Below are 15,914 nucleotides of genomic sequence, written 5' to 3'. Positions count from 1 at the left end.
CCGGGTCTGCCTGGCAGCAGTTAACGACCGCCCTGTGCTCACCAGCACAGGGCGGTTTTTTGATGGTCGAGGGCCGCAGGGTATACTCTGCAGGTTAACTCCCTGTTCGTGTTCCCCGACCTTCACAGGAATTTCCTTATGATTATGCTAAGCGAAATATTTCAAATGCAACAAACATTCGGCGAGGCCTTTTTACGCAGTACGGCCATCTACTGGGGCATTTATCTACTATTCCGGTTCGGCGGGCGACGCAACATCGGCTCATTGGGTTTTGCCGACATCGTCGTCGTAATGCTGGTATCGGAAGCCGTCGGCAATGGGCTATCGGGATCTTCTGACACCGTCACGGATGGCTTGCTCGTGGCAGCCGGCATCGTTCTTTGGTCATTTCTGGTCGACCGCCTGGGATACTTCTTTCCGGTGGTAGACCGTGTGCTCTCGCCTGATCGGCTGTTACTGGTCAAGGATGGCATCCTGCAGCTTAAAAATATGCGGCGCGAATACGTCACCCGCGCCGAATTACTGGAACAGTTGCGCATCAATGGCGTAGATGAGTTGGTGCAGGTCAAGCGTGCTTTTCTGGAAGCCAATGGCGAAATCAGCGTCATCAAGGCCGACACGCATAACGGCTCAGATGGCGCAGACAGTGCTGGCGCTGCCCCCCAAGCCGGTCATCAGCCGCGACGATTCAGGCGACCCGAACCTGGGACGACAACGACCAATAGCCGGTAAAACCAGCTACCCTGCGCGCTGACCCGTTTTGGCCTGATGTCATCATTTCGAAACACAAAGAGCAAAAAAGCAGCTAAGATGACGCCCATCGCGTTTTTTCGGGACAAACCTGAGCCGCGCATCCCATTTTTTCGTTGCCCGACCGCAACACGTCTTACGTTTTCCTGCAGATACGGATCAGCCTTTGCCGCCGCGCGTCTGAGCTGGTACCCGTGGTGCTGCTGCCCACGGTTCTGCCGGAACACATGCATTCTGGAATAATGTCATGACTTTGCAGCATTTTTTGGCCGCTATCGCCCGCGGCAATCTCGTTCGCCAGATCATCATCGGTCTGGTTCTTGGTATTTTATTTGGCGTATTTTTCCCACAAGCCGCCCAAGCGAGTCAGATTATCGGCACCTTCTTTACCGGCGCCCTCAAGGCCGTCGCACCGGTGCTGGTCTTTGTCCTGGTCATGGCTGCAATTGCCCAGCATCGTAGTGGCACCGAAGTTTATATCAAGCCCATTTTATTACTTTATGTGCTGGGTACATTTTCGGCGGCATTGGTTGCCGTGGTGGCCAGCTTTGCCTTTCCCACCACGCTCACCCTGGTAACCAGCCAGGTTACGCAAAGCGCCCCGGCAGGGATTGTAGAAGTGTTGCGATCGCTGGTACTCAACATAATCGATAACCCCGTCAATGCCATCCTGACAGCCAATTATATCGGCATCCTGAGCTGGGCCATTTTATTGGGTGTCAGCCTGCGTCACGCTAGCGCGGGCACCAAATCTATCCTGAGCGACGCCGCGCAAGCCGTGACCAATGTCGTGCGCTGGGTGATCCGCCTGGCGCCATTGGGCATTTTCAGTCTGATTGCAGTGACCGTGGCAACCACCGGTCTGGGCGAACTCAAGGCCTATGGCCGACTGTTGCTGGTTCTGGTGGGGTGCATGTTGTTTGTCGCACTGATCGTCAATCCGCTTATAGTGTATTTCAAAATTCGCCGTAATCCCTATCCGCTGGTATTTCGGTGCCTGGCCGAAAGCGGTGTGACCGCCTTTTTTACGCGCAGCTCTGCCGCCAACATTCCGGTTAATCTTCTGCTTTGCAAAAAACTGGGCTTGCACGAAGATACCTACTCGGTCTCCATCCCGCTGGGCGCAACCATCAACATGGCCGGGGCCGCTGTTACCATCACAGTGCTGACATTGGCTGCCGTCCATACATTGAACATTCCGGTTGATATTCCGACGGCACTATTGTTAAGTGTGCTGGCAACAATCGGCGCTGCGGCGCCTCGGGCGTACCTGGCGGTTCGCTACTGTTGATTCCGATGGCCTGCAGTCTGTTTGGCATCAACAATGATCTGGCCGCACAGGTGGTTACGGTCGGCTTCATCATCAGTGTGGTGCAGGACTCCAGCGAAACGGCGCTCAATTCATCGACCGATGTGTTGTTTACTGCTGCGGCGGACCAAGCCATGCAGAGCCCGGGGGCAGAACGCCAGAACGCAATCTGAAACAGCACGCTTTGCAAGCTGCACTGACAAACAGCAAACCGGTTCATGGCACTGCCCATGGCCGGTTTTTTTTCTGCCGTGAGTTCGATGAAAAGAACCACCGGCCAAGGCGCGCTCTGCGCAATATGCTCGCTGCGCTGATCCGGGCCGTTTACGCACATGCTGCGTCTTTGCACTTGCCCAGACCAGCATACCCCGCGCCCCATCCCGGTTGACCGGCCCTGAACGAATTAGCCTTGTCCTGTTGCGCTTACTCGCTCAATCCAGCTCCAGCTGGACATCGTCACGTTCGCTGGCCACCGCCCTGAAAATATCCAGCAATCCTTCATAATACAGCTCACCCAGCTCAATCGCGCTTCTGGCATGGCCGTGCCAGACAATCCGGTAAGGGCCCTTTACATCCGTGCTCAGGCTATCGTATAGTGCATCAAGATTGCGACCGAAATACTGGGGCAAATGCAGCGCGATTTGCAACTGGTCGTAAACGTCATCAATCGAATGAATATGCGTCAGTTCGCAGGTCTTGAGCGGCGCGGGGGTGCGGCGTTGGGCCTTCATTCTCCTGCGTTTGGAGGTTCTCATCGACATGCTGGCACCTTGTGAAATGTCTCATAATGATCCACGGTCACGTACTGCTGGCCGCCCTGGCCGAAGACCAGTCGTTTGGCGTTGCGTTTTTTCCCGCGGTAGTCCAGATCGGCCTCTTTCCATTGTCCTCTGGGCAGTCGACGCTCATAGTTGCCAAAATGGTCACCGCCGATAGACTTGCCACGCAATGCGGGTATATCGGACAAATATTGTCCTGGCGACCACCCCGCTTGCCGGGCCTGTTTTTTGGTCACAAAATAGGCGGGTAGCTGCTTGCGCGATGTCAGGGAGCGCACGATGTCGGCAAGCTGCGCCGTATCAATCCGTCCGCCAAGCGCGGTCTTGTTGAACGAGTCCAGCACGACTTCACAGCGATCGGCGCCGCCAGCCAAAGCGTCGCTGCGCTGGGAAGGCGCCGATGCAGGCGCAGCCCAGCCCATGGCATACGCCGGCGCGCAGATTGCTAATATCAATGTTGTCAGGAACCGTTGCATATCGCCACTCGCAAACGTGTTTTCGGTGCTCAGAGTTTAGCCGATTGTGTTGACAGAATGACGAAATTCTGACAGATCCAATGATACATTTTAACTAAACCGCTATTCCTTAACCGCGAACCTGCATTTTGGTTTAATGTTGCGACTGTTGTTTCTGTCCGGCAGGTCCCGCTGCTGTAACATATATTTTCATGACAAATCCCTCTTCCCACGATACTGCCAAAAATGGCGTTGCATCTGACGATGCGACCCATATCATGCTGCAACGGCGTTTTGCCCCCTATTTCTGGACCCAGATATCGGGTGCGGCCAATGACAATCTGTTCAAGTTTGCGGTCACCATCATGCTTACGTATCATGTTTCGGTCAGCTGGTTGCCGCCGGAAATGGCCGGCGTCGTGATCAATGGCATGTTCATTATCCCGTTTTTACTGCTGTCTGCAGTGAGCGGGCAAATGTCAGACAAATTCGAAAAAGCGCGCTTCATGCGCTGGATCAAAACTGCTGAGATCGGCATCATGGCATTGGCCGCGTTCGCTCTCATTTACCAGCACGTGTACATTCTGCTGCTATGCGTGCTGCTCATGGGCATCCATTCCACCGTTTTCGGACCTGTCAAGTTTGCCTATCTGCCCCAGGTCTTTCACGGCACCACACTGGTCAGCAGCAACGGCTGGGTTGAAATGGGCACTTTTGTCGCGATTCTGCTGGGCAATATGGCAGGCGGGTTCATGGCCGGCATCGAAGGCTTCGGTTACCATTATGTGGCTGCCAGTTGCGTATTAATTGCAATTGCAGGCCGGCTTTGCTCAGGACTGGTTCCGCCCACCCCCGTATCTGCTGCCGATCTGAAGCTGGACTGGAATCCGATCGGCGGCACGATAGAAAACATCAAGTACGCCTTTCATGATCTGCATGTGTTCAAAAGCATTTTGCTGATCAGCTGGATGTGGTTTTTTGGTGCGGTGTATCTGAATATATTCCCGGTCTTTGCCAAGGAAATTCTGCGTGGCGACGAACAGGTTGCTACCCTGCTGCTGGGCGTATTTTCCATCGGTGTGGGATTTGGCTCTGTCCTTTGCGGCTGGATCGGCAAAAAAGGGCTGAATGTGCTCAAACTCGTTCCCGTGGGCGCCGCCGGCATGACCGTCTTTTCCATTGCACTGTATTTTCTGGCCCATGATTTGAATGGCACGCATCTGCTGGCGCTGCACGAATTTATCAGGCTACCTGCAAATTGGCTGTTGATCGCCGGCCTGTTCCTGCTGAGCATGTCGGCCGGACTGTACAGCGTGCCGCTTTATGTGCTGATCCAGCAAAAGACACCAAAAACCCATTCCTCGCGTGTGATTGCTGCCAACAATATCATGAATGCCATTTTCCTGGTGGCCAGTTCGGTCATTACCGGCCTGTTGATTACCTTCAGTACGGTCCCGTTGATTGTTCTTTTCCTTGGCATCGCCAATGCCATTTTTGTATTTGTCGTCATGCGCTCCGACCATTCGTACATTACTGAAATGCGCGAACCCATGGAGTAATTGGCAAGCACGCTGAACAAGGAGTGATTATGTCTGTCCGGTCCCGTTGCGGGCTTGCCGCAATGCTCATGGCCGTCAGCCTGCTGACGGCATGCAATACATCTGCTGTTCCCGAACCAAAGGCGGCAGTGCCTACCAAACAGGTGGCACGCGGCGACATACTCTGGCATTTTGTGCATGACCAATGCATCCCCAATCAATTGGCCGGCAAGAATCCGCCCCTGCCATGCATCAAGGTTGATATGGATAAGGGCTACGTCATCTTCAAGGACAAAAACGGACCGTTACAATATTTGCATATGCCCACCCGGCACGTGACGGGTCTGGAAGATCCGACGCTGCTGAGTGCAAGCCGTACCCCGTATTTTGCGCAAGCCTGGCACGCTCGCCATTACATGGATCGATTGTTGGGCAGAGCCATCCCCGTGCAGGACTATTCCTTTACCATCAATTCAAAGTCGGGCCGCAGTCAGAATCATCTGCATACCCACATTTCATGTATTCGCCCCGCCCTGCGCGAACGCCTGCTTGCCATGCAATCGCAGTTCAATTCGCAGTGGCAACCGGTGCCGGGTGGCATCAATGGCCATGCGTACCAGGCGCGGACCCTGTCGCTGGGCGAGCTTGAGCAGCGCGGCGCCATCGCCTTGACCATCACCACGCTGGCACACGCACGACAGGACATGGCCAATGTCAGTCTGGCGCTCTACCCCTTGTCTGAACGGCAGTTTCTACTGTTTGCGACCCACCGCCCCGGCGCGTCGTCTGAAGGAGACTTCCAGGACCATCGCTGTCCGCAATTGCTGGCAAGCCGCTAGGCCGTTTAGCCCCTTGCTTTTCGCTGAAACAGGTAAATTGTGACAATGCCAACACCACGCCGACCTCGGCAGGATGACCGTATGATTTCGTAAATATGTTTATCGGTTACTGAATTTTCTGACCGCCACAAATAAGTTATAGTATATTGATTCGTCATAGTCAGGAACGGCGGTTTGTACCTCCGTTCACAAGCGTAAGGATATACATGAAATCGTTCATAAAGTTGCTCATTTTGCTGCTGATTGCAACAGCCATTGCCTTTGGTGCGTGGAAAATTATTGAGACAACACTGTTCAATGACGACGATGTCGAACTACCGCAGCAGTCAGAATTGCGCCAGCCTCCTCCAGCGCCAGCGCCGCCGCCCAAGCAGGAAGACCCCTACCAGAATGCGCAAGGTGAGGACGCCAGCACTGATACCGCGCCCGTCACGCTTACCTGCACCGATGCAGGCAAGATCATTGCGCAGCTTTATGATATGCGCATAAATGGCAAGACGCAGGATGAAGCCAACGAAGCAGTCAGCAACAACACGGCCATTCCAGACGAACGCGTCTCCTCATTTATCGAGTTTGTCGAGCTGCTGTGGTCTACGCCCAAAGAGAAAATCGCAGAAAAAAACCGCTTCATCAAGGATTTCACGGCAAATTGCGAAAAACTGGCGCGGGCAGCATCATCTGCACCAGCAACCCCTGCTGCACCAGAGACACCCGCCAAGCCAGCGGCACCCGCCGCGCAATAAGCTGCTGCCGCGACCGCCTGTAGCGAAAGCCCGGGCAATATCACCAACCCCGCACTTGCAAGGCGTCAACCGATAACGTGTACGCCTTGCACTCTTGACGCCGGGCTGCGCCTGCGGCCCTGACGGCAAGCAATTTAAAGCGGTTGCAGCGCCTTATCGAACGGCGCATCCTTTTCTACCGATTTCTCACCAGCCTGATAGCCGGTGTTGATCTCGCTGGCGACCAGATCAATGGAGCGCGCTGGTTGAAAAGAATGCGCCTGAGCCAGCGGCCAGCAGACCTCGAAAATCTTCAGACGATAACGGCCTTTGAGCAAGTCGCCCTTTTCCAGTTCCGGGTATATCGCCGACAGTACTTTGACTTCGGAACTGGATATACGCCGCACCACATGATGCGCTCGCAATTGGTTGGGGTGTGTCAGCCCGGCGGCCTGCAGCAGCTCGGCCAGCGCATGCACTGAATTGCGATGAAAATGCGTCACTCTGTCTGCCTTATCCATCACAACAATGGCGCGCTGACGTGAAGGATCCTGGGTAGCCACGCCCGAAGGACACTTGCCGGTATGACAGGCCTGTGCCTGAATACAGCCTACGGCAAACATGAAGCCACGTGCGCTATTGCACCAGTCTGCGCCCAGCGCGAGTGTTCTGAGCATATCAAAGGCAGAAATAATTTTTCCCGATGCGCCAATCTTGATGCGCTCACGCAACCCGACACCGACCAGCGCATTGTGCACCAACCGCAACGCCTCTTTAAGCGGCACGCCCATATGATCGACGAACTCCACGGGCGCTGCGCCGGTTCCGCCTTCGGAACCGTCCACCACGATAAAGTCTGGCGTGATATCGGTTTCCAGCATGGCCTTGACGATGGCAAACCACTCCCAGGGATGGCCAATACACAACTTAAAGCCCACCGGCTTGCCGCCGGATAGCCGGCGCAGACGCTGGACAAACTGCAATAGCTCGACCGGCGTACTGAATGCCGAATGCGCCGCTGGCGAGTCGCAGTCAACGCCTGGCGTCACGCCACGCACCTGAGCTATTTCAGCTGTGACTTTGGCACCGGGCAGGATGCCACCATGGCCCGGCTTGGCACCCTGCGACAGCTTGATTTCAATCATTTTTATATTAGGCATGGTCGCTTTCTGGGCAAATGCGCTATCGGAAAAATGTCCGTTTTCATCCCTGCAACCAAAGTAACCGGAACCAATGTTCCAGATCAGATCGCCACCGGCTTCAAGGTGATAGCTGCTGATTCCGCCTTCTCCTGTGTCATGGGCAAACCCACCTGCCTTGGCGCCGCGGTTGAGCGAGCGGATAGCGTTGGCCGACAGCGCGCCAAAACTCATTGCAGAAATGTTGAACACGGATATGTCATAGGGCTGACTGCACTGCCCCTGTCCCACGGTGATCCGAAAATCGCGATCAGGAATATGACTGGGCATCATGGAATGATTGACCCATTCGTAATCGTCGCTGTAGACATTTTCTATCGTCCCAAAGGGACGCTTGTCAATTTGCTGTTTGGCCCGCTGATAAACGATAGAGCGTTGTGCGCGCGAAAAGGGCAGCGTATCGGTATCGCTTTCGATGAAGTACTGGCGCAATTCGGGCCGAATGAATTCCAGCACAAAGCGCAGGTTGCCGATGACCGGATAATTGCGTTTAACCGAATGACGAGGCTGAATAAGATCATGAATGCCAAGCATTGTCAGTAGCAAAAACACGAGCGCAGCCACATACCATCCCGCGGCAACGGTTATGCCAAGGACCAGGCAGACCACCGTACCGAGAATGACGAGGAAAAATGCCAGAAAACGAACAGGAAATAGCGACAGCATTGTGCACCTTTATTGGACATCAAGCACCATAGAATACGACTTATACATGACAATATCAAAGGTCGTAAAAAAGCCTCGCCACAAGGCGAGGCTGGTATTGCCACTTACAAAACAGGTGGCAATGCAGGCAGCTGAAATTATTTAGCTGCTGTTTTTGGCGCGATGGCCTCGACAACGGATCCGGCAACCTGATCATCCCGGACCATGAAGAGGAAATCGTTATTCTGGCGAATACCCGTGAGGGAAGCCAACTGACCACCTACGGTTGTCGCATAGCCCTGTTCCTTGGGCGCTGCATTCAAAGCGGCAACACCGGCAGGATTCAGAGACAGTTTGACAAAAGAACGGCCCTGGCTGTCGCGAACACGATCAACGCTCGTCAAATTGGCGCGAGTGATGATTGGTGTTTTGCTAACATAAATGGTCTGTTTCTCACTCAGCTTAACAGGACGATAACTTTTGATGACTTTGTCAGAAGCCAGGAATACGTCTACTGCAGTACCTTTTGCAGCAGGGGTCTGTGCAGTGCCGGGACTGCTCTCGGTACCAGTCTTCATTGAGTTACATCCGGCCAGTACCGCAGCCAGAGGAAGCACAATCAACGCAACTTTTCTGGATAATTTCATAGTATTTCCTAATTAAAACTAATTTGAGAACAACTTCGCATAAAGTCGTCCGTTTACGTTACAACAGATTCAGAGAAAAAACAACGCTCAATTGTTAACAATATTCAGAGTGAACACTGCAAGCAACGCAACCGGTACATCAAAACCGAAGACCCGGATGATCTTATTTTTTACCACGAATAATGTCTGCCGCTGTTTTGGCGTTATTCAACGTAGCCATGGGCATCAGCAGCACGCCATCGTCCACGGCGCCAGGCGAAGCAATCGTTGTTGAAAAAATGGAGTCGTTCAGGCTGGCCAAAACCATTTTCCCCTTGACTGATTTGCCGGAAATTTCGGCGTTCAGCTTGCGGGCGCCTTCTGGCGTTACGCGCAGCCCCAAAGCGGGACGATCACCAGCCTTGGTCACGAAAACATTCTTGATATCGGCACGGGTAAGAATGGGACCAACACCCTGGTAAGTCTGGTCTCCAACCTGCAGAGGAATGGTTTTGGCTGACTTGCCCTTGGTCGCTTTAGGCTTGGCTGTCGAACCCACATATACTTCCAGATTACCGGCACCAGTCGTCTGAACGGCGGTCGCTGAGCCGCCGGGCGTGGTTGATGTGGCGGCAACGGTTCCTGATGTGGCCTTTTTTTCAAAAAAACTGCATCCCGCAACAGCGGTCGTCACTGCAGCGACCGTAACAAGCGTAATTAATTTCATAGTTTGCCTTTCTAATAAAATGAAAAAAATGCTGCAATAACACAAAGCAGAGCTTTTCCTGCCTGAATTTAATCATTAAAGCCGGGTAAATTCATTGCAAAATGTGAATGAAGCAAGTTGTATGTGGAGAAAAACGCTGGGCGCCGGATAACATGGATGATCACCCATTGCCGCAAATCAGCCGATAACTGCATGATTAATGAAAATAACCCCGGCATTTGTCGCTGTCGGACAGATTGATTGTATTTGTCCCAGGAACAAGCCGTACTTTTTTGGCCAGCAATCCGCCATACTGGACGGCGCCCGAGAAGGGTTTGGTATCCATCCAGTAAAGCCGCGTGGTAAGGTAATATTCGCCGGCAGGCACGTTGGTGAACGCAAACTGGCCGAAAGAATTGGTTTTGGACGCATAGGCCCTGGCCGCGTAGCGCGGGTCTGCTTTGCCTGCCAGTACATTACCGCGACGACAGACTGCATTGAACCACTGGTCACTCATGGCCGATACGGGATTGAGCACGACGTCGACATTCCCGCCGCTGCGTTCCCCACCGTTAATGGCATCATAAATGAACGCGCGTCCCACCAGCATGGTGGGCTGCCCTACCGGCAAGGCATAGGCGCTTTCGTCATACTCGATTCGCTGCACTTGGTCGCGCGGGGAATGGCTGATTGAGCGGTCCCTGCCGGTTTTGGTCGAGGAACACCCTGCCAGCACGGCTGCTGCAATGATCGCAAGAAGAACTTTAGTTGAACGCGACATGAGTACCTGTAAGCTGATTTAAATAGTTCGCTTATCATAGACCAACTCTGAGGCAATTACACTGCAAATGTTAAAATAACGGTAAAGTCGGGCAATGGAATTCGGCTCGAAAGCAACCTGCTGGAAAATGACGAATGAATAATATCAGAGTCTGGGATCTGCCTTTGCGACTGTTTCACTGGCTGTTGGTTTTTTGCGTGGCAGGCGCCTATTTTTGCGTCAAGTCTGCCGGTATTACGGAAGGCTGGCTGTCCGAAACCGGCCTGGACTGGATGACCTGGCATTCCCGTTTCGGCTATGCCGTGCTTACCCTCATACTTTTCCGCCTTATCTGGGGCTTCATGGGTCCGTATTACGCGCGGTTTACACAATTTGTCGTGGGGCCACGGAAAATTGCCGCCTATTTACGTGCCGCAAAATTACGCACAACAACATGGGCTGGCCACAACCCATTGGGCGCATGGTCTGTGGTTGCCATGCTGCTGGCTTTCGGATTGCAGGCAACCAGCGGGCTCTTTGCCAGTGATGACATTCTTTTCGAAGGTCCGCTAAGCGGCCTGAATCCTTCGCTCAGCCGATTTTTCAACAGTATCCATCACGCAAGCGAATGGATACTGGTTGCACTGGTAGCATTGCACCTGTGCGCAATTGCCTATTACAGTGTGTTTCGCCGGCAGCCCTGATACGCGCCATGGTAACGGGCGACCTACCGGCAGATCGGAATGTGGCGGCAAAACCGCCAGCGCACAGCCAGGATAATGCCGCCGTCGCGATTCGTGCATCCATCATATTATTAGTGTGCGCTGCCTTTGTGTTCTGGCTCTCGCGATTCTGAGCAGCCCCGGGGGTTGGCCTCGCAGGCAATGGATGCCTTGGCCGACCCCAGCAAAACCGCCCGTTGCTGTCCCTGTGACGTTCCTTTACATCTGGAATATCCGTTTACGTCCGATAAGCCGGCTGCGGCATGGCTGTTCCTTCAGCGCAACAATATATTGGCCGCAGCGCAGCGGCATCCGGCATTGCCGGCAAGCCCGCATCAGGCTTTAATCGTCCTTGCGGTAATTATCATGACAGGCCTTGCAGCTTTGGCCAACCCCGCCGAAAGCGACCTTGATTTTTTTCATATCACCAGAGGGCGCTTCGGCGGCAAGCCGGTCTACCGCAACCAGCATTTTATCTTTGGCTTTATTAAAGCCTTCGGGATCTGAAAACACCTCATCTTTTGCATCCCCGCCCTCTGTACCTTTGTAGAAAGCTTCAAAAGGCAATGGTGCAAGCGTCTTGAGCAGATTCGCGTATTTGATGAAAGCCTCCTTGTCGTATGGCTGCTCACCTTTGACCATATGGCCCATGCGTTTGAAATTGTCCCCAATAAATTCCATGCCGTGATGACGATAATCCTTCGCTTCCTTGGGTTCGAGAAACTGTGCATGCGCTGTCAAAGACAGCAAGGTCAAACAGGCAGCAACAACAAGCGATGTTTTCATTACATTGACTCCCGGAGAAATGACTCACCTATGATAGCGCATATCCCTTATTATTTGCCATCGCCAAAAAGCACAAAAGGCAGCCGATACAACGTTCGACTGCCTTTTGTGCCGGGCGGGCCCGGTTGACTCAATAAGTAGGCGTGCAACCTGCGGTTGTCAGGTCACATTATGCCGCGCCGCCTCTTAACCGGCATCGGTTCAGTATCGGCTGACTGTTGTGGCTACCTGATGTGTTGATCAGATTTTGGCCGCCAGTTCTGCTGCCAGGCCGATGTAGCTGCGCGGCGTCATCTGCAATAGCCGCTGCTTTGCATCCTCGGGCAATTGCAGCCCCTGGACAAACGAGCGCAATGCATCTTCGGTAATCCCGCGACCACGCGTCAGCGCTTTCAACTGCTCGTAGGGTTCCGGCAGGCCATGACGACGCATCACGGTTTGAACTGGCTCGGCCAGGACTTCCCAGCACTGGTCAATATCGCGATCAATGGCCTGGGGATTGAGTTCCAGCTTGCCAAGACCCTTGCTGCAAGAGTCCCACGCTACCATGCAATAACCCAGGGCGACACCCAAGTTGCGCAATACAGTGGAATCGGTCAAGTCACGCTGCCAGCGGGAAACCGGCAATTTTTCGGACAAGTGTTTCAGCACTGCGTTGGCAAGCCCGATATTGCCTTCGGAATTTTCAAAGTCAATCGGGTTAACCTTGTGAGGCATGGTTGACGATCCCACTTCTCCTTCGCGCAGACGCTGTTTGAAATAGCCCAGCGCGATATAACCCCAGATGTCCCGGTTCAGATCAAGCAAAATGGTGTTGGCGCGCGCAATGGCATCAAACAGCGCAGCCATCCAGTCATGCGGTTCGATCTGGATGGTATAGGGATTCTGTGTGAGAGACAAATCGGCGAGCACTTTTTTGCTCAGCGCAGGCCAGTCCAGTTCCGGATAGGCCGAGTAGTGTGCGTTATAGTTGCCGGTTGCACCATTGAGCTTGGCCAGGGGCTTGACTGCGCAAATAGCGGCAATCGCAGTCTCCAGGCGCGCCGCCACGTTGGCAAATTCCTTGCCCATGGTAGTTGGGCTGGCTGGCTGACCGTGCGTGCGGGCCAGCATGGGTTGCTGTGCAAACTGGCGGGCATCATCCTTGAGCATCGATAGCAGGTTCTGCAGCGCAGGTACAATCACCTGGTCACGCGCACGTGTCAGCATCAGGGCGTGCGACGTATTATTGATATCTTCCGACGTGCAGGCAAAGTGGATGAATTCGGCCGCGGCCGACAATTCATCATTACCCGCCGCTTTCTCTTTAAGCCAATACTCCACGGCCTTGACGTCATGGTTGGTTTTTTTCTCAATATCCTTGATGCGCTGGGCATCGGCTTCGCTGAAATCCTGCACCCAACTGCGCAAGGCGTTTTCGGCATCGGCAGAGAACGCCGGCAACTCGTTCAGGCCAGCCTGCGACAAAGCGATCAGCCAGGAAACCTCGACTTCCACACGATGCGCCATGAAGCCGGCCTCTGACAGAAAGGGCCGCAAGGCGGCTGCACGAGAGGCATAACGACCGTCCAGCGGGGATAACGCATTGAGCGGGGTAATCGAATCTGAAATATTCATAATGAAATAAAAAAATAAAAGTGAGAATTAGCGGCAGACGGTCGTTGCCCTGCCGAGCGAACTTCAGGCAATAATGCCGCCACCCAGACAGATATCGCCGTCATATAGAACGCTGGACTGACCGGGTGTAACAGCCATTGTGCCTGGGGAAATTTCAAATGCAATCGCCCGGGATCGCTGCCCGGGAGCAGTTCACACGGCGCGTCTGCCTGCCGATAGCGTGTCTTGGCGCCATACGGTCCTGCGACAGGGGCATGTCCGGCTACCCAGCTGACATCCTCGGCCTGTACCTCATGCTGCAGCAGCCATGGATGATCATGGCCCGATACAACATACAGCGTGTTGTTTTGCAAATCTTTGCGCGCAACGTACCAGGCGTCGGCGATGCCGTCGTCATTCTGCCGGCCTTTGATGCCGCCGATGCCCAATCCCTTGCGCTGGCCCAGGGTATAGAAGGCTAGCCCGTGATGCTGCCCCACCTGCTGACCATCATCGGTAAGAATGGGACCTGGATTGGTTGGCAGATAGCGGTTCAGGAACTCCCGGAAGGGACGCTCACCGATAAAGCAGATGCCGGTGGAATCCTTTTTCGCCGCATTGGGCAGACCCAGCTTATGGGCAATCTGGCGCACTTCGGTTTTGTCTATTTCACCCAATGGAAACAAAGCCTTGGACAGTTGCGCCTGATTAAGCCGGTGCAGGAAATAACTCTGGTCCTTGCTGGCATCCAGCCCCTTGAGCAGTTCATATTCAGTGGCGCCATGGCGTTGCACCGCCCGCACGCGAGCATAATGTCCGGTGGCGATGTAATCGGCTCCCAGCGTCAGGGCGTGATCAAGAAACGCCTTGAACTTGATCTCGGCGTTGCACAGCACATCGGGATTGGGCGTGCGACCGGCGGAATATTCCCGCAGGAACTCAGAAAACACCCGATCCTTATAATCGGCGGAAAAATTGACCGCTTCGATGTCCACGCCGACCAGATCGGCCACGCTGGCCGCATCAAGCCAGTCCTGACGAGTTGAGCAGTATTCGGAATCATCGTCATCTTCCCAGTTTTTCATGAAAAGACCGATGACTTCATAACCCTGCTCTTTAAGCAGCCAGGCGCTGACCGACGAGTCTACGCCGCCAGACATGCCCACCACCACACGAGGTTTTACAGAAGATTGTTCAGTCATGGACGATATTTTACCGTCCCGGCTGCCCAAACGGGGAAATCAGCCTCTTCTAGGCACTTAAGGCAGCATCTACTACTTCAACCCAATGGCGTACCGGTGTCTGGGTTCCGGTCTGCAAATGGGACATACAGCCCATATTGGACGTAATAATAACTTCCGGCGAGACCTGACCGATGGCTTGCAGTTTGCGATCGCGCAGACCCGTAGCGATTTCCGGCTGAAGCACTGAATATGTCCCGGCAGAACCGCAACACAGATTGGCCTCGCCAAACGCCTTGAGGTCGAAGCCCAGCTCGCTCAGCAACGACTCAGTGAGCGGACGCAGCCCTTGCCAGTGCTGAAGCGTACAGGGCGGATGAAAAGCAGCCGATGCCGGCAGCGGTTTTTTGAATTTGGCCTTCAGAGCTGCTGCTTCGGGTGCAATCACTTCGGCAATATCCTTGACGTGCTGCACCAGATAGCGCGCCTTTTCCACATATGCCGGCTCATTGCGAAGATAAAACGGATACTCTTTGACAAAAGCCCCGCAACCGGAGGCGTTCATGATGACGGCCTCGACCTGGCCTGACTCCAGTAACGGTACCCAGGCGTCGATATTGCTTTTCATCTGTTCGAGGCTGTTGTTTACCTTATCAAGGTGGAAATTGACGGCGCCGCAACATGTATTGCGACTGATATCGACAGATGAAATGCCCGCGGCATCCAGCACTCTTATGGTCGCAGCATCGATCGAGGGCATCAGTGCGGGCTGAACGCAGCCCAGCGGCACCAGCACCTGGCGTTGGTGGCGGCCGACCGGCAGCGCTCCAGCCGGACGGGCTTCCGGCAGCTTGGCTGCCAGTGTCGCAGGCATGAAAGAGCGCAACATGCGGCCCAGCTTCACGGCGGGTGCAAAAACCGGGGAATTGAGCCCCGCCGCCAGCAGCGTGCGTCGAAAACGGTCTGTCGGCGTCCGGGTAACACGCTCTGCAACCAGTTCGCGGCCGATATCGACCAGATGGCCGTACTGTACACCCGATGGACAGGTAGTTTCGCAATTGTGGCACGTAAGGCACTGGTCCAAATGCTTCTGGGTGATACTGGTGGGCTCCTTGCCCTCGACAATTTCCTTAATCAGGTAAATGCGTCCACGCGGGCTGTCGCGCTCATCGCCAAGTATCTGATAGCTGGGACAGGTGGCAGAACAGAAGCCGCAATGCACGCATTTGCGCAAGATTGCATCTACTTCTTCGCCATAGCTGCTGTTTTTTGCCCAGTCGGCAAGATTGGTCTGCATGATA

14 protein-coding genes and 2 pseudogenes are annotated in these 15,914 nt (G+C 54.1%); 6 read left to right on the top strand and 10 right to left on the bottom strand.

Translation table 11 applies throughout. The features are described 5' to 3' along the window. The first annotated feature begins 138 nt into the window (after positions 1-138). Complete coding sequence (locus TKWG_RS08455; protein WP_014750443.1) at positions 139-732, top strand: DUF421 domain-containing protein; 594 nt, start codon at positions 139-141, stop codon at positions 730-732. A 265-nt stretch (positions 733-997) separates the two neighbouring features. After that, positions 998-2,232 (top strand): annotated as a pseudogene (gene sstT, locus TKWG_RS08450) (serine/threonine transporter SstT). Between the two features lie 258 nt (positions 2,233-2,490). Here sstT and TKWG_RS08445 read toward each other — a convergent pair. Then, complete coding sequence (locus TKWG_RS08445) at positions 2,491-2,820, bottom strand: barstar family protein (RefSeq protein ID WP_081489258.1); 330 nt, start codon at positions 2,818-2,820, stop codon at positions 2,491-2,493. Beyond that, a complete protein-coding gene (locus tag TKWG_RS08440; RefSeq protein WP_014750439.1) occupies positions 2,811-3,260 on the bottom strand; it encodes a ribonuclease domain-containing protein in 450 nt (149 codons plus the stop codon). The genes TKWG_RS08445 and TKWG_RS08440 overlap by 10 nt, the downstream gene beginning before the upstream one ends. A gap of 245 nt (positions 3,261-3,505) precedes the next feature. Here TKWG_RS08440 and TKWG_RS08435 point away from each other — a divergent pair, with 245 nt between their 5' ends. The 3 genes from TKWG_RS08435 (at position 3,506) to TKWG_RS23595 (ending at position 6,413) form a co-directional block, all read left to right on the top strand. Further along, positions 3,506-4,852 (top strand): MFS transporter, encoded by a 1,347-nt coding sequence (locus TKWG_RS08435; RefSeq protein ID WP_014750438.1) that lies wholly within the window; start codon positions 3,506-3,508, stop codon positions 4,850-4,852. A 29-nt stretch (positions 4,853-4,881) separates the two neighbouring features. Beyond that, the gene (locus TKWG_RS08430) at positions 4,882-5,670 is read left to right on the top strand and encodes a CDP-diacylglycerol diphosphatase (protein WP_014750437.1); all 789 of its coding nucleotides are present in this window, start codon (positions 4,882-4,884) and stop codon (positions 5,668-5,670) included. A 206-nt stretch (positions 5,671-5,876) separates the two neighbouring features. Then, a complete protein-coding gene (locus TKWG_RS23595) occupies positions 5,877-6,413 on the top strand; it encodes a hypothetical protein (protein ID WP_014750436.1) in 537 nt (178 codons plus the stop codon). 134 nt (positions 6,414-6,547) lie between these two features. On the opposite strand, the gene TKWG_RS08420 is transcribed toward TKWG_RS23595, so the two are convergent. The 4 genes from TKWG_RS08420 to TKWG_RS08405 all read right to left on the bottom strand — a co-directional run bounded on the left by TKWG_RS08420 (position 6,548) and on the right by TKWG_RS08405 (position 10,349). Next, complete coding sequence (locus TKWG_RS08420) at positions 6,548-8,257, bottom strand: FMN-binding glutamate synthase family protein (protein ID WP_014750435.1); 1,710 nt, start codon at positions 8,255-8,257, stop codon at positions 6,548-6,550. Between the two features lie 137 nt (positions 8,258-8,394). Next, positions 8,395-8,883 (bottom strand): hypothetical protein, encoded by a 489-nt coding sequence (locus TKWG_RS08415; protein WP_014750434.1) that lies wholly within the window; start codon positions 8,881-8,883, stop codon positions 8,395-8,397. Between the two features lie 163 nt (positions 8,884-9,046). Continuing rightward, positions 9,047-9,589, bottom strand: a complete 543-nt coding sequence (locus TKWG_RS21400) for a hypothetical protein (protein WP_014750433.1) — start codon at positions 9,587-9,589, stop codon at positions 9,047-9,049. A 196-nt stretch (positions 9,590-9,785) separates the two neighbouring features. Then, positions 9,786-10,349, bottom strand: a complete 564-nt coding sequence (locus tag TKWG_RS08405; RefSeq protein ID WP_014750432.1) for a hypothetical protein — start codon at positions 10,347-10,349, stop codon at positions 9,786-9,788. 134 nt (positions 10,350-10,483) lie between these two features. Here TKWG_RS08405 and TKWG_RS08400 point away from each other — a divergent pair, with 134 nt between their 5' ends. Beyond that, positions 10,484-11,032, top strand: coding sequence for a cytochrome b/b6 domain-containing protein (locus tag TKWG_RS08400; protein WP_014750431.1), 549 nt, complete (start codon positions 10,484-10,486; stop codon positions 11,030-11,032). 360 nt (positions 11,033-11,392) lie between these two features. On the opposite strand, the gene TKWG_RS08395 is transcribed toward TKWG_RS08400, so the two are convergent. The 4 genes and pseudogenes from TKWG_RS08395 to glcF form a co-directional block, all read right to left on the bottom strand. Then, complete coding sequence (locus tag TKWG_RS08395) at positions 11,393-11,836, bottom strand: c-type cytochrome (protein ID WP_014750430.1); 444 nt, start codon at positions 11,834-11,836, stop codon at positions 11,393-11,395. 240 nt (positions 11,837-12,076) lie between these two features. Continuing rightward, positions 12,077-13,453 (bottom strand): adenylosuccinate lyase, encoded by a 1,377-nt coding sequence (purB, locus tag TKWG_RS08390; protein WP_014750429.1) that lies wholly within the window; start codon positions 13,451-13,453, stop codon positions 12,077-12,079. A gap of 63 nt (positions 13,454-13,516) precedes the next feature. Further along, positions 13,517-14,634 (bottom strand): annotated as a pseudogene (mnmA, locus tag TKWG_RS08385) (tRNA 2-thiouridine(34) synthase MnmA). 49 nt (positions 14,635-14,683) lie between these two features. After that, positions 14,684-15,910 (bottom strand): glycolate oxidase subunit GlcF, encoded by a 1,227-nt coding sequence (glcF, locus tag TKWG_RS08380; protein WP_014750427.1) that lies wholly within the window; start codon positions 15,908-15,910, stop codon positions 14,684-14,686. Positions 15,911-15,914: the final 4 nt, after the last annotated feature.

Origin of the sequence: Advenella kashmirensis WT001, assembly GCF_000219915.2 — a bacterium.
In the GTDB taxonomy this organism is placed as follows: Bacteria; Pseudomonadota; Gammaproteobacteria; order Burkholderiales; family Burkholderiaceae_B; genus Advenella; species Advenella kashmirensis.
This window is presented reverse-complemented; position numbering and strand designations above follow the sequence as displayed.

Coding starts and splice junctions, on each gene's coding strand:
- TKWG_RS08455 (WP_014750443.1), top strand. CDS start 139: ATGATTATGCTAAGCGAAATATTTCAAATGCAACAAACATTCGGCGAG.
- TKWG_RS08445 (WP_081489258.1), bottom strand. CDS start 2,820: ATGTCGATGAGAACCTCCAAACGCAGGAGAATGAAGGCCCAACGCCGC.
- TKWG_RS08440 (WP_014750439.1), bottom strand. CDS start 3,260: ATGGGCTGGGCTGCGCCTGCATCGGCGCCTTCCCAGCGCAGCGACGCT.
- TKWG_RS08435 (WP_014750438.1), top strand. CDS start 3,506: ATGACAAATCCCTCTTCCCACGATACTGCCAAAAATGGCGTTGCATCT.
- TKWG_RS08430 (WP_014750437.1), top strand. CDS start 4,882: ATGTCTGTCCGGTCCCGTTGCGGGCTTGCCGCAATGCTCATGGCCGTC.
- TKWG_RS23595 (WP_014750436.1), top strand. CDS start 5,877: ATGAAATCGTTCATAAAGTTGCTCATTTTGCTGCTGATTGCAACAGCC.
- TKWG_RS08420 (WP_014750435.1), bottom strand. CDS start 8,257: ATGCTGTCGCTATTTCCTGTTCGTTTTCTGGCATTTTTCCTCGTCATT.
- TKWG_RS08415 (WP_014750434.1), bottom strand. CDS start 8,883: ATGAAATTATCCAGAAAAGTTGCGTTGATTGTGCTTCCTCTGGCTGCG.
- TKWG_RS21400 (WP_014750433.1), bottom strand. CDS start 9,589: ATGAAATTAATTACGCTTGTTACGGTCGCTGCAGTGACGACCGCTGTT.
- TKWG_RS08405 (WP_014750432.1), bottom strand. CDS start 10,349: ATGTCGCGTTCAACTAAAGTTCTTCTTGCGATCATTGCAGCAGCCGTG.
- TKWG_RS08400 (WP_014750431.1), top strand. CDS start 10,484: ATGAATAATATCAGAGTCTGGGATCTGCCTTTGCGACTGTTTCACTGG.
- TKWG_RS08395 (WP_014750430.1), bottom strand. CDS start 11,836: ATGAAAACATCGCTTGTTGTTGCTGCCTGTTTGACCTTGCTGTCTTTG.
- purB (WP_014750429.1), bottom strand. CDS start 13,453: ATGAATATTTCAGATTCGATTACCCCGCTCAATGCGTTATCCCCGCTG.
- glcF (WP_014750427.1), bottom strand. CDS start 15,910: ATGCAGACCAATCTTGCCGACTGGGCAAAAAACAGCAGCTATGGCGAA.